Origin of the sequence: Bradyrhizobium sp. Ghvi (assembly GCF_900115265.1) — a bacterium.
In the GTDB taxonomy this organism is placed as follows: Bacteria; Pseudomonadota; Alphaproteobacteria; order Rhizobiales; family Xanthobacteraceae; genus Bradyrhizobium.
The window spans coordinates 85965-99693 of record NZ_FOVU01000006.1; the positions used below are offsets into that span (position 1 = coordinate 85965).

Below are 13729 nucleotides of genomic sequence, written 5' to 3' on the forward strand. Positions count from 1 at the left end.
TTGTGCGTCACCCCGATCGTGCGAGGGGTGGCGTGGCCGGCGAGATGGTCGGGCACCAAAGGCCCAAAGTGGTATTGACTGATGAGGGACGGAGATAAACGTTGTAAGCTGCGGCCTTGGTTGCGCGTGAACCAGGGCCCAAAGAGGCAGACGCCAAATGCCAGGGGAGCCGGACAGAGATTTCCCGGTAGCGATTGCGAACATTCCGGCATCGCGCGAGCAGCGCCGATTGGCCATCGCTGCGATCGCTGTTCTGGGCTTCATAGCAGTGGCAGTCGCGCCATTCGCGGGAACGCCGCTGCCACGTATCGATCTTTTCATTCCCGTTCTCCAGACGGTCCTTGCGATTGCTGATCTGATGACGGCAGTTCTCCTGTTCGCGCAGTATGCGATCCTGCATCAACGAGATCTCCTTGCGATCGCGAGCGCATATCTCTGCAGTGCGCTTTTTGCGTTCCTGCAGACGCTGACATTTCCCGGCGGATATGCGCCTTCCGGCCTCTTCGGAGACGGGTCAAATACCCCGGCTTGGTTTTTTGTTCTCTGGCACCTGACATTTCCGCTCGGAATATTGATTTATGCGCTCTCGAAAGACCGCAACGGATCGTCGGCTCGTTCCGATCGGTCGATCTGGGGTGCAATCGGGCTCACCATCTTCGTCGTGCTTGTTGTCGTGACCGTCCTATCGTTGCTTGTGACGATGGGGGTGACAAGCCTCCCAGCCTTTTACGAGGGAAGCGTCACCCGGCAGACCAATCTGGGGAACCAAGCCAATGTTGGGCTGCTGCTCTGGTACGGCATCGTTACCAGCGTGCTTCTGGCGCGCAGCCGCACAATTCTCGACGTTTGGCTTGTGGTGATCCTGATCGCGTGGATGCCGAACTTCCTGGTCGCGGCTCTCGCCAGTTCGGTCAGATTCTCGCTCGGCTGGTACGCTGCCCGTGGCTTCGCCCTCGTGGCGAGCTTCATGCTTCTGACGGTACTGCTCACGGAAATGACGGTCCTGTATTCCCGACTTGCAAATGCGTTCTCATTGCTGCGTCGCGAACGCGCCAGTCAATTGATGAGCGTGGATGCAGCTACAGCCGCCATCGCTCATGAGGTTCACTCTCCATTGAGCGCAATCACGATGAATGCGAGCACAGCCGTCTTGCTTCTTCAGTCAGATCCGCCCGCGCTCGAGCAGGTCGGCGAGATCTTTCATGACATAGAAGCCGATGGCCTGCGGGTGAGCCAGATCATCTCCAGCATCCGATCGCTGTTCAAGGCGGCTGACAACCGCATCCCGGTTACGTTGGGAGATATTGCGCAGAAAGCTCTCCTTCTTTCGAACCCGGACATTCTCGTCAGCCAAGTATCTGTATTGACCGACTTTCAAGATGGTCAGAACCAGGTATGCGTCGACCAGGTGCAATTGCAGCAAGTCGTGTTGAACCTCGTCAGAAATGCGATTGATGCGATGAGCGAAGCTCCGCCTGGCGCTCGCAAATTGAAACTGGCAACGAAACAGGGACATGGATCGACCATGTCATTGTTCGTTGAGGATACCGGTCCTGGCGTTCAGGCCAACAATGAACAGCGGATCTTCGACGCATTCTTCACGACGAAGAGTTCGGGCCTCGGATTGGGCTTGGCCATAAGCCGCACAATCGTGGAGAGCCACGGCGGGAGGTTGCGCTTGGTTAGATCTGGTCCGTCGGGGGCAACCTTTGAAGTTTCGCTCAACGTGGTCGCGCCCAAGCCGTAGGTCATAGGGGCAGCTTATTGCACAAAGCAGATCATGCCGCGTCCGCGCACCGAGCCTGATGGGTTCGCTTCGCGCGACGATCAGTGCGTCACTTCCACGCAATTTCCAACTCGTCAGAGTTCCATTCGCCATCGCGGTCGCCCGAGTCCGAGGCTTAGGTCCTTGCTCGTTTGATCAGGGCCACCCCCAACCAGCGTTCCGCACGAGCATCGCTGTCAGCTCTGTCGTGCCAGTATCCCTGAGGCATCATGCAGGCCGCTGTAGAATTCCTGGTGCAGTGCGGGCATAGGAACCCTCCCCATCGTCAACGCTTGAATCTCCGGGCCAGCCTCGCCGCCGATCGCTGGCCTGCGTGGCCCCGCCTCCAAGCCCCCAAACCCCAGGGTGGGGCCGCGCGTCGGGAGAGGAGATGCAATTGTCCGAACCGAGCGAGCAGGAGATCAGAGAGCGTGCGCACCAGCTGTGGGAGCGCGCCGGCAAGCCCGAAGGCCGCGAGGACGAGTTCTGGCATGCGGCCGAGCAGGAGCTGCGCAATGAGAACAGGTCGGACACAATGCGGACGCCGGATACGCTATGAAAAAGCCATGCCCGTTCTGTCGCGGTCTGGGCTGGGTTTGCGAAAACCATCCGTTGCGGGCCTGGACCGAAGAGCCGAGCGGATGCCAATGCGGTGAAGGCATGCCGTGCACCTGCAACACGGCCGAGGATCCGGAGGCGAGGGTGGTGGTCATCGAGGCGGATACCACCTGGCATTAGGGGGCGAGTGGACTTGCCTCCGCTCGTCCGGCAATGACGCTATTGATCAGAAAAAAGCCGCGGGGTTCTTCACCCCAGCGGCTCCGAAAAGTCCGCAGCTGTTGATCGCCTCCGCAGCCTCGTGCGTACCGCCGTTACCTTGTTTGCGGCCATGCACGGTCCTTCTAGGCAATGCGGTCTGATTCTGCTGTGACCTAAAGCACACACCGCAGAGGCGTGTCGTGAGCGCCATGTCGCAACGAGGCCTGACCCATCGAGCTCTGCGTCCCTCGGGCAAAACACCCTCCAGTCGTCAACCCCTCCTCGCAAAAATATTCCACTTTACCGAAATTCGGAAACGGCGTATGTGTCACCCATCCCGGCTCATCCTTGAGGGGCGGTCTCGAGTCGTCTTGATTGCGAGCCGGGCTTGCGGTGGACGCGGCAGCGTCGGGCGCGAGAGGTGCGGGCAGGGCGGGTAGTCCCTGTGAGCCCGTCACCGCGTGCAGACGAACGGCGCTGTCAGGTTCGTCTCGCCAGCATGCTTCCGGCAACGTCGACGAAACCGGTCGATCATGCGGCGAACAAGCGAGCCGTGCGTACGGCAAAACCGTGTGGTCCTGGCCGTCGTCGCTACGGTCAAGCCTTTCGCGGAGGTGTGGAGCGTCCAACCGGATCAACCACATCGTCAATTCGCGGGGCGAGGGAGGCCAGAAGGAATTCGGCTCCCGGGAGAGCACGGCATAAGCCGTCAACCCACTGCGCAGGGAAGGCCGAGTGATTGGCACCACCTGTATGCTGCTGTGCGGTTTTCCTGCGCTACATTTTCGCGCAGCGGACCGCGGGTGCGAGGTCGGCACCCGGTCTTCCCTGCGCCCTCTTGGACGAGAAGGCGGAACGGAAAGCAAGAGCTCGGGCTATTTGCGCCGCGAGGGCGCGCAACTGCGTCTGCTGTTTGACAGGTCGAACCCCGACGCGAGGGTCAGCCGGCTTCGATGGCGACGGGGCGGCCCGTGCGTGCCGATTCGCTGGCGGCATCGGCGAGCATCTGGGCGCGCAACCCGTCGAGACCGGTCGGAGAGGGCGCGGCCTTGCCAGTGCAGGCATCGATGAACGCAGCGAGTTCGGCGCGATAGGCGGCGGCATAGCGTTCGAGGAAGAAGTTCTGCACCGGATCGGCACGAAAACCCTTACCCGTCGCGATCTCGACGGTGGTCTCGTGGATGTTGCCGGCCCTCAGCATTCCCTTCGAACCATGCACCTCGATGCGCTGGTCGTAGCCGTAGGTAGCGCGCCGCGAATTCGAAATCTGCGCGATGCGCCCGCTCGCCGTCTTCATCAGCACGGCGGCGGTGTCGACGTCGCCGGCTTCGCCGATGGCCTTGTCCACCAGCGCCGAGCCGAGCGCGAAAATCTCGACCGGCTCCTCTGCCAGGAGGAAGCGCGCCATGTCGAAATCATGGATCATCATGTCGCGGAACAGGCCGCCCGAGCGTTTCACATAATCGACCGGCGGCGGTCCGGGGTCGCGCGAAATGACGCTGACGATCTCGATCTCGCCGGCTTCGCCACTGCGCAGCCGCTTCTCCAGGCCGGAGAAGTTCGGATCGAAGCGGCGGTTGAAGCCGATCATCAGCGGCTTGCCCGTCTTCTCCACAGTGGCAAGGCAACGGCGAATGCGGCCCGAATCGAGATCGACCGGCTTCTCGCAGAACACCGCCTTGCCCGCAGAGACGGCGGCTTCGATCAGATCGGCATGCGTGTCGGTCGGCGTGCAAATCAGGACGGCGTCAATGCCGGAATCACTGATGACCGCATCCGCGTCGGCCACCTTGGCGCCGGTCGCCTGCGCCAACGTGGACGCGGCCTCACGTGAGGCGTCGGCCACCACGACGAGCCGTGCATCGCCGCGCGAGGCGACATTGAGGCCGTGAATGCGCCCGATCCTGCCGGCGCCGAGAAGTCCAAACCGCATTGCCATCATCATTGCTTGACTATTGGAATAAGCATTCCATTCTCTGCGCCGTCTCGTCAAGGTCAGAGCGTGTCCGTCCCGATGTCTTCAACCGCCGTACAATATCGTATCAAATCGAACGACCACGCATTCACGACACAATTGCGCGAGCACGCACGCGCGTTTCCGAAGTGGCAAGGCGATCAGCGCAATGATGGAACCTGTTGGCCGGCTGGTCGAGGCCGGGCGGCGCGGTTGAGCGGGAGCGAGTGATGGCGACGATCAGACTCACCATGGCGCAGGCGCTCGTCGCTGCGATGGCCGCGCAGAGGACTGTCATCGACGGGCAGGAGCAGCCCCTCTTCGCCGGTGTCTGGGCGATCTTCGGGCATGGCAATGTCGCAGGGCTCGGCGAGGCGCTGTACGCCGTGCGCGACCGTCTGCCAACCTTGCGCGCGCATAACGAGCAGGCGATGGCGCATGCTGCGATCGCCTTCACCAAGGCCTCGCGCCGCCGGCGCATGATGGCGGTGACGAGCTCGATTGGCCCCGGGGCGACCAACATGGTGACGGCCGCAGCCGTCGCTCACGTCAATCGCCTGCCGGTGTTGCTGCTACCGGGCGATGTCTTCGCCGGACGCCGTCCCGATCCGGTGTTGCAGCAGATCGAGGATTTCGGCGACGGCACGGTCTCGGCCAACGACTGCTTCCGGCCCGTCTCGCGCTATTTCGACCGCATCACCAGGCCCGAGCAGATCATGCCCGCCTTCGAGCGCGCGATGCAGGTCCTGACGGATGCAGCCGAATGCGGGCCCGTGACCCTTGCGCTCTGCCAGGACGTGCAGACGGAAGCCTACGACTATCCCGACTGGTTCTTCGCCGAGCGTGTCTGGCAGCCGCGCCGGGCGCGCGCCGACGAGAGGCAATTGGCGGACGCCACGGCACTGCTCAAGGCGGCCAAGCGCCCGCTCGTCGTCGCCGGCGGCGGCGTCCTCTATAGTGAGGCGGAAGGCGATCTCGCCGCGTTCTGCACGGCGCACGGCATTCCGGCGGCGGAAACGCAAGCCGGCAAGAGCGCACTGCCTCACGATCTTCAGCTCAATCTCGGCGCGATCGGCGTCACCGGCACCGGCGCAGCCAACGATGCGGCGCGGCAAGCCGATCTCGTCCTCGCGATCGGCACGCGCCTGCAGGACTTCACCACAGGCTCGCGTTCGCTCTTCGCCGATCCCGCTTGCCGGATCGTCGGCCTCAATACACAGATCTTTGACGCCGGCAAGCACCGCGCGCTGCCGCTCGTCGCCGATGCCAAAGCCGCACTGGCGGAGCTCGGCGCCGCGCTTCGGGGCTGGACGGCACCTGCTGCCTGGACCGAGCAGGCGAGAGCCGGCCGCACCGCCTGGCTGGAAACGGCGGCGCGCTACCTGGCTGCCGGCAACGAGACCTTGCCGAGCGATGCGCAGGTTATCGGCGCCGTTCAACGCCGCAGCCGGCCTGATGATGTCGTGCTGTGCGCAGCCGGCGGCCTGCCCGGCGAGCTGCACAAGCTCTGGCGGCCGGGCGCGCCCGGCGGCTACCACATGGAATACGGCTACTCATGCATGGGCTACGAGATCGCCGGCGGGCTGGGCGTCAAGCTCGCCGATCCCAGGCGCGAAGTCGTCGTGATGGTCGGTGACGGTTCCTATCTGATGATGAATTCCGAGATCGCGACGTCGGTGATGTCAGGTGCGAAGCTCATCATCGTCGTGCTCGACAACCGCGGCTTCGGTTGCATCAATCGGCTCCAGAACGCGACTGGCGGCGCAGCGTTCAACAACCTCTTGCGCGACACCCGTCACGAGACGCTGCCCGCGATCGACTTCGCAGCCCACGCCGCCGCGATGGGGGCGATCGCGCGCAAGGTCGCTGGTATTACCGAGCTGGAAGCGGCGTTCGACGAGGCGCGAGGCCACGATCGGACCAGCGTCGTCGTGATCGACACCGACCCGCTGCGCTCGACCGATGCCGGTGGCCATTGGTGGGATGTGGCGGTACCTGAAGTCTCGGAGCGCGCCGAGGTCGAGGCCGCCAGGCGCGGATACATCGAGGCGCTCGCGCGCCGCAAATATTAATCGAGCGAGGACGACATGCCTATCCGCATCGGCGCGAACCCCATCGGCTGGTCGAACGACGATCTACAGGAGGTCGGCGGCGACACACCGCTCGAAACCTGCCTCGCCGAGGCGCGCGAGGCCGGTTTCGAGGGCATGGAGCTGGGCCACAAATTTCCGCGCGAGCCGCAGGCCCTGAAGGCTGCGCTCGCACCGTTCGGGATGGCCTGCATCTCCGGCTGGTATTCGGCGGAGCTGTTGAATCGCGATGCCGATGAGGAGATGCGGCATCTGCGCCCGCATCTCGATCTGTTGAAGGCGATGGGATCGACCGTGCTGGTCTTCGCCGAGACCTCGAACGCGATTCATGGCGGTCGCAGCAAGCCGCTGTCGCAGCGGCCAATCATGAAGGGGGGCGACTGGGTGGAGTTCGGCCGCCGCATCACGGAGGTTGCCGAGCGCACGCTCGCCGAGGGCGTCAGGCTGGTCTACCATCATCATATCGGCACCATCGTCGAAAGCGCTGATGACATCGATGCATTCATGGCGGCGACGGGCGAGGCCGCTCATCTCCTGCTCGACACTGGTCACGCCACGTGGGGCGGGGCCGACCCGGCGACGCTGGCGAGACGCTATCGCGCCCGCATCAGCCATGTCCACGCCAAGGACGTACGTCCGGCGGTGATGGACCAGGCGCGGCGCGAGGATTGGAGCTTCCTCGACGCAGTGCTCGGGCAGGGCAGCGAGCTGGGTATCTACACCGTGCCCGGCGACGGCATGGTCGATTACACGGCTGTCTTCCGCGAGCTCAAGGGCTATTCCGGTTGGGTTGTGATCGAGGCCGAGCAGGATCCGCAGAAGGCACACCCGCTGACCTATGCCAGGAAAGGCATGGCCCATCTGAAGCAGAGCCTGAAGCAGGCTGGACTTGCCTGAGCCCGGAGTGGCTGAACGAATGCGTCATGACATCGTCATTGGGCCGTCTTGGCCGGACCTCGCGCCAAGCGATGAATACCCCCCGGGCGCTTCGGCGGTGGGCGCGTGCTATCACGGCGTATCAGTCTGGCGGGCAGTTTGACATGCTTCGGCGATCCGGCCTTGCCGGTCGTCATCAGCTCGATCAGTTCGGCCGCGGCGGCGGCCCCAAGCTCGCGGCGGGGCTGGACGATGGTCGTCAAGGTAGGCTCGCAATAGTCGGCGTAGGCAATGCCGTCGAAGCCAACGACGGAGAGATCGTTCGGGATCTGGAGGCCGGCGGCGTGCATGGTCTTGATCAGACCAATGGCCATCTCGTCATTGGCCGCAAACAGCGCGGTCGGACGCGCCGTGGGCTTGAGCGCGAGGAGAGATTGTCCGGCCTCGACGCCGGCGTGAAAAGTGAAGTCGCCCGGCAGAATCAATCGCGCATCGGCCGCTATCCCTGTTTCGCGCAGAGCCTGCAAATAGCCTTCGAGACGCTGCTGCTCGAGGATGTTGGATTTCGGCCCGGACAGATAGGCGATCCTCGTGTGGCCCAACTCAATCAGGTGTTCCACCGCCTCGCGCGCAGTGCCGACATTGTCGATTGTGACCTGCGGGAAATTTTCGTGAGGGATGTGCTCGCAAGCAGCGACCAACGGTACGCGCGCGTCGCGCAAGTCTCTGGTGGGGCTGCGCATCACGTGACCGCACAGCAGGAGCACGCCGTCTGCCTGACCGGCACAGACGAGGTCGACGTAGCGCGCCTCCTTCTCCGGCGAGCCAGCCAGATTGGCAATGATGAGCCCGTAGCCGGCAGCCGACAGCGTGTCGTCGATGCCCTGAAGAACCTCGGCGAAGAACGGGTTGGCGATATCAGGCACCGCCACCAGCACGATCATGGTCTTGCGGACGCGCAGGTTCCTGGCGGAAACGTTCGGCATGTAGCCGGTGTCACGCACCGCAGCGAGTACGCGCATGCGAGTTTCCTCAATAACCACCTCGGGGCGCGCCAGTGTCCGGCTGACGGTCGCAACCGAAACTCCGGCGAGCCGCGCGACGTCGGCGATCTTGGCCGTTTTTTGGCGTGTCACTCTGGTTCGTTTGGTCATCTCGAAACTCGCCGTTTCGGCGTCATGACGGGACTTGCAAAAATTTGGAGTTCTGTTACGATGAGAATGTAATCGATTACATTCGGCAAGTAAACAACGAGCCAAAAGGCCGCAGCCGAATACACAGGCCTGCAAAGGCAGATCCGGGAGGGAATGATGAAGCGCACACTGTTCGCATCGGTGGCGATTGTCGCCGCGGCCTGGGCCTCGGTACCGGTCTCCGCTGAGGAGATGAAGGCCGAGGTCATCCACTGGTGGACCTCCGGCGGTGAGGCCGCCGCGGTGAAAGTGTTTGCCGATCAATTCACCAAGGCCGGCGGCACCTGGATCGATAGCGCCGTCGCTGGCGCGCCCAATGCGCGAAACGCTGCAATCAGTCGCACCGTCGCCGGCAATCCGCCGACCGCGATGCAGCTCAACACCGGCAAGCAGTTCGACGAGCTGGTGGAAGGCGATCTGCTTGCCGACGTCGATGTGGTCGCCACTGAGGATAATTGGAAGGGCGTCATGCCTGCGGCGATCGTTGCCGCGGCGACCCGCAACGGCAAGATGTATGCGGTGCCGGTCAACATCCACGGTCAGAACTGGCTCTGGTACAACAAGACTGTGCTCGCCTCTGTTGGCGCTGCCGAGCCGAAAACCTGGAATGACGCTCTCGCTATTCTCGAGAAGCTGAAGGTAGACGGCAAGGTGATCCCGCTGGCCTTCTCGGGCCAGAAGAATTGGGAGCAAAATCTGTTCAATGCTGTCATGATCGGCGTTGGCGGTGCGCAGATGTGGACCGGTATCCTCGGCAAGCGCGATGCGGCGCTGGCGGGAAGCGCCGAGTTCAAGGCGGTCGCCGTCACTTACAAGAAGCTCAAGGACTATGTCGATGCCGGCGCGCCCGGCCGCAACTGGAATGACGCGACCAATCTCGTCATCCAGGGCAAGGCCGGAATGCAGATCATGGGCGATTGGGCCAAGGGCGAATTCGTTGCGGCGGACAAGATCCCCGACAAGGACTATGGCTGCACCGTGCTGTCCAATGGCAGTGGCGGTTATATAATGGGTGGCGACGTGTTCGTGTTCCCGAAGGCGAAGGACCCGTCCACGACGAAGGCGCAGATGACCCTGGCGAAACTGATGCTGACGCCCGAGACCCAGATTCAGTTTGCGCTGAAGAAGGGCTCGATCCCGGTGCGTGGCGATGTCGACACGTCTGCACTCGACGCTTGCGCCCAAAAGGGTATGCGCTATGTCGCGGATAAAGCCCAGCAAATGCCGTCAGGCGACATGCTGGCGCCGCCGGCGCTGATCGGCGCGCTGCAGGATGCCATCTCGCAATATTGGAACACCAATATGAGCGCCGATGAATTCTCAGCCAAGGTCGCAGCTGTGCTGAAGTCCCAGGAGTGATGTCACAAAAGGCGGCTGACGAACGTCGGCCGCCTTTACTGCCCGTCGACTTCTCCTCAATCCGGCGATGTCATGCGTCTTTCGCTGAATTCCCGACTCTCCGCGTTCTCGGCGCTCTTGCCCGCGCTTCTGGTGATGCTCGTCGTCTATGTCGGCGCCACCAGCTGGACCGTGTGGATGTCGCTGACCAATTCCCGCATGCTCCCGAACAACAATTTCGTCGGGCTCCGGCAATATGAGATGTTGCTCGGCAACGATCGCTGGATCACTTCGGTCCACAACATCGTCATCTACGGCGTGCTGCTGGTGTCGCTCGCGCTTGTGGTCGGCTTCTTGCTAGCGGTCGCGATCGATCAGCGGGTGCGAGCAGAGGACACGATTCGCTCGATCTATCTCTATCCATATTCAATGTCCTTCATTGTGACGGGGCTGGTGTGGCAATGGCTGCTCAACCCGACACTCGGCATCCAGCACGTGCTGCGCAGTTGGGGCTTCGAAGGGGCGACGTTCGACTGGATTGTGCGGCCGGAGACCGCAATCTATTGCCTGGTCATCGCGGGCGTCTGGCAGGCTTCGGGGCTGGTGATGGCCATCATGCTCGCCGGCCTGCGTGGCGTCGACGAGGAGATCTGGAAGGCGGCGCGGGTCGACGGGTTGCCGAAATGGCGGGTCTATGTGTCGATCATCGTTCCGATGATGGGAGCGAGCTTTGCGACCGCCGCAGTGCTGCTATCGACCGGCGTGGTGCGCCTCTACGACCTCTCGGTGTCGATGACCAATGGCGGGCCCGGCATCGCCTCGGAAGTGCCCGCCAAATTCGTCATGGACCATCTGTTCGAGCGCGCCAATATCGGGCTTGCGACGGCGGCGGCTACCACCATGCTGATCACGGTGATCGCGGTGGTGGCACCCTATCTCTACTGGCGCGCGCGCAAGGGGGGAATGCGATGACCGCGGCGGCGCAGTTTTTGCCCGCCGCACGGCGGAGCAAGCGGATGAACCCGGCGCGCTGGGGCCTCTATGCTTTCATCTTCATTACCGCACTCTATTTTCTGCTGCCGCTCTATGTGATGGTCGTTACCTCGCTGAAGCCGATGGCGGAGATCCGGCAAGGCAATCTGCTGGCTTTGCCGATGAGTCCCAGCGTCGACGCGTGGGTGAAGGCCTGGACTTCGGCCTGCACCGGCTTGACCTGCCAGGGTATCAGGATCGGCTTTTTCAATTCGGTACGAATCCTGGTGCCGTCGGTCGCCATCTCCATCCTGGTCGGCTCGCTCACCGGTTATGCGCTGTCATTATGGCGTGTACGGGGCGCCAACATCCTGTTCGGCGCGATGATGGTGGTAGCCTTCATCCCGTATCAGCTTTTCATCTATCCCCTTGTGCGCGTTTTCTCCTTCGCCGGGCTCGGGCAATCGCTTCTCACCATCGTGATCATCCACACCATCTTCGGCCTTCCCACCATGACTCTTCTGTTCCGCAATTATTTTGCATCGCTGCCGGTCGAGTTGTTCAAGGCAGCCCGCGTCGACGGCGCAGGCTTCTACCAGATCTACGCGCGGATCATGATGCCGATGGCCACCCCCATGGTCGTTGTCGCGGTGATCTTGCAGACCACGGGCATCTGGAACGATTTCATCCTGGGGCTCGTCTTTGCGGGCCGCGATAATCTGCCGATGACGGTGCAGCTCAACAATATCGTCAACTCGACGCAAGGCGAGCGCGCCTACAACGTTGACATGGCGGCGACTCTATTGACCGCGCTGTTGCCGCTCGCCGTCTATTTTGGCTCCGGTCGGTGGTTCGTGCGCGGCATTGCCGCCGGCGCCGTGAAAGGCTGACGCGCCATGCAGAAATCCGACGTCGATATCAGGAGCCTGCAGATCGGCTTTGGCGGCCTCAAGGTGCTGGAGAATCTCAATCTCCACATCGCCAAGTCCGAGTTTCTGGTGCTGCTCGGGCCCTCCGGCTGCGGCAAATCGACATTACTCAATGCGATCGCAGGATTGATCGATGTCAAGGGCGGCGAGATCCATATCGGCGGCCGCGATGTCACCGGGGCAGAACCGAAGGATCGCGGCATCGCAATGGTGTTCCAGAGCTACGCGCTCTATCCGCGCATGAGCGTGCGCCGCAACATGTCGTTTGGGCTGACGGTCGCAGGCACGCCGCGGGACGAGATCGAGCGCCGCGTCGGAGAGGCCGCGCAAATGCTGCGGCTTACGGGTCTTCTCGACCGCCGTCCCAGCGAGCTGTCCGGCGGGCAGCGTCAGCGCGTCGCGATCGGACGGGCGCTGGTGCGGCATGCCGGCGTCTATTTGTTCGACGAGCCGCTCTCCAATCTGGACGCTCAGCTGCGCGCCGAACTCAGGGTTGAGATCAAGCGTCTGCATGCACGACTCGGGGCCACGATGATCTACGTCACGCACGATCAGATCGAGGCGCTGACACTCGCGGACCGCATCGCGGTGATGCAGGGTGGCGTGATCCAGCAGCTCGATACGCCGAAGAAGATCTATCGCGAACCCGTCAACCGCTTTGTCGCTTCTTTCGTCGGCTCACCCGCGATGAACTTCATTCCCGGCCGGATCACGCGCGACAGCGGGGTCGAATTCATTGCCGGTAAAAGCCGGCTCAGCCTGAACGGCTACGCCTTCTGCGGCCAGCCGGCCGACGCGCCGGCCGTCCTCGGCATCCGGCCAGAGCATATCGAGTTGACCGCGTCCGACGATCCGTCTTCAGTGTCGGCCCGCGTCGAGATGGTCGAGCCGATGGGCGCCGACACGTTGATCTGGTGCCGCCTTGCCGACGGCACAGCCTTCTCATTCCGCCACGACGCCGATGCGCACGTGCGCGTGGGGGACACGCTCACCGTCCGCTTCCCTGCCGACGCGCTGTCGCTGTTCGATGAGACGAGCGGACAGCGCCTCTAGCTATTCCATCCAGCCGAAAGCCAGACATGACCAAGCCGATCGATCGATTCTCCATCCAGCTCTATTCAGCCCGCTCCATCACGCCACTCGATGCGCAATTCGCGCTGCTGTCCGATCTTGGCTACACGATGGTCGAGCCCTGGGGCGCGTTGTTCAACGATCCCGAGACGCTGAAGAGGCTTCTCGATGTCCACGGGATGACCGCGCCGAGCGCCCATGTCGGCCTCGACACGCTCCGCGAGAATGCAGTTGGCACAGTGAGGATGTGCAAGGGACTCGGCATCGAAATCATCTTTGCGCCGGCCCCACCCTTGGGCGAGCGCGAGGGCGGAGAAACGGAATGGCGCGGCATCGGCCGTGAACTTGCCGAGATCGGCAAGTCGGTGACCGGAGAGGGACTGAGGTTCGGCTGGCACAACCATCATTGGGAATATGGCCGCACCGAGAGCGGCAAGACCTATCTCGAATGCCTATTCGAGGAGGCTCCCGACCTCGTCTGGGAGGCCGATCTCGCCTGGATCGTGCGTGGTGGCGGGGATCCGGTCGCCGAGATCAAGAAGCATGCGCAGCGTCTGGTCGCGTGTCACATCAAGGATCTTGCGCCATCGGGGCAGTGCGCCGACGAGGACGGATGGGCCGATCCCGGACACGGCATCATGGACTGGACGGCGCTGCGCGCGGCGATGGAGGAGGCTAGGGTCTCCCTGTTCGTCGCTGAGCACGACAAGCCGAACGACGTCGCCCGCTTCGCGCGCCGGGCGCGTGAGACGGTATCGTCGTGGACGTGACGGGGAGCGGAG

11 protein-coding genes are annotated in these 13729 nt (G+C 62.9%); 9 read left to right on the forward strand and 2 right to left on the reverse strand.

Annotated features, from left to right (window positions below):
• The first annotated feature begins 157 nt into the window (after positions 1-157).
• On the forward strand, positions 158-1747 hold the full coding sequence (locus tag BM374_RS23330; protein WP_092297229.1) for a sensor histidine kinase: 1590 nt from the start codon (positions 158-160) through the stop codon (positions 1745-1747).
• Positions 1748-2156: 409 nt separating this feature from the next.
• Positions 2157-2324 carry a DUF2934 domain-containing protein gene (locus BM374_RS23335; RefSeq protein ID WP_502689456.1) on the forward strand — a complete coding sequence of 56 codons (168 nt, stop codon included), beginning with the start codon at positions 2157-2159 and terminating at the stop codon, positions 2322-2324.
• A gap of 1140 nt (positions 2325-3464) precedes the next feature.
• On the opposite strand, the gene iolG is transcribed toward BM374_RS23335, so the two are convergent.
• On the reverse strand, positions 3465-4457 hold the full coding sequence (gene iolG / locus BM374_RS23355; RefSeq protein ID WP_092297999.1) for an inositol 2-dehydrogenase: 993 nt from the start codon (positions 4455-4457) through the stop codon (positions 3465-3467).
• 251 nt (positions 4458-4708) lie between these two features.
• Here iolG and iolD point away from each other — a divergent pair, with 251 nt between their 5' ends.
• On the forward strand, positions 4709-6550 hold the full coding sequence (gene iolD, locus BM374_RS23360) for a 3D-(3,5/4)-trihydroxycyclohexane-1,2-dione acylhydrolase (decyclizing) (protein ID WP_092297235.1): 1842 nt from the start codon (positions 4709-4711) through the stop codon (positions 6548-6550).
• A 15-nt stretch (positions 6551-6565) separates the two neighbouring features.
• On the forward strand, positions 6566-7465 hold the full coding sequence (iolE, locus tag BM374_RS23365) for a myo-inosose-2 dehydratase (protein ID WP_092297238.1): 900 nt from the start codon (positions 6566-6568) through the stop codon (positions 7463-7465).
• Between the two features lie 35 nt (positions 7466-7500).
• Here the strand turns inward: iolE and BM374_RS23370 are convergent, their stop codons facing one another.
• The gene (locus BM374_RS23370; RefSeq protein ID WP_092297241.1) at positions 7501-8598 is read right to left on the reverse strand and encodes a LacI family DNA-binding transcriptional regulator; all 1098 of its coding nucleotides are present in this window, start codon (positions 8596-8598) and stop codon (positions 7501-7503) included.
• 156 nt (positions 8599-8754) lie between these two features.
• On the opposite strand from BM374_RS23370, the gene BM374_RS23375 reads away from it, so the two are divergent.
• The 5 genes from BM374_RS23375 (at position 8755) to BM374_RS23395 (ending at position 13717) form a co-directional block, all read left to right on the forward strand.
• Positions 8755-9996, forward strand: coding sequence for an ABC transporter substrate-binding protein (locus tag BM374_RS23375; protein WP_092298002.1), 1242 nt, complete (start codon positions 8755-8757; stop codon positions 9994-9996).
• A gap of 72 nt (positions 9997-10068) precedes the next feature.
• Entirely contained in the window at positions 10069-10947 is an 879-nt protein-coding gene (locus BM374_RS23380) for a carbohydrate ABC transporter permease (protein ID WP_092297244.1), read from the forward strand.
• Positions 10948-10991: 44 nt separating this feature from the next.
• Positions 10992-11837, forward strand: a complete 846-nt coding sequence (locus BM374_RS23385; RefSeq protein WP_244552675.1) for a carbohydrate ABC transporter permease — start codon at positions 10992-10994, stop codon at positions 11835-11837.
• A 6-nt stretch (positions 11838-11843) separates the two neighbouring features.
• On the forward strand, positions 11844-12929 hold the full coding sequence (locus BM374_RS23390) for an ABC transporter ATP-binding protein (RefSeq protein WP_092297249.1): 1086 nt from the start codon (positions 11844-11846) through the stop codon (positions 12927-12929).
• Positions 12930-12955: 26 nt separating this feature from the next.
• Positions 12956-13717, forward strand: coding sequence for a sugar phosphate isomerase/epimerase family protein (locus BM374_RS23395; protein WP_092297252.1), 762 nt, complete (start codon positions 12956-12958; stop codon positions 13715-13717).
• The last annotated feature ends 12 nt before the right edge of the window (positions 13718-13729 follow it).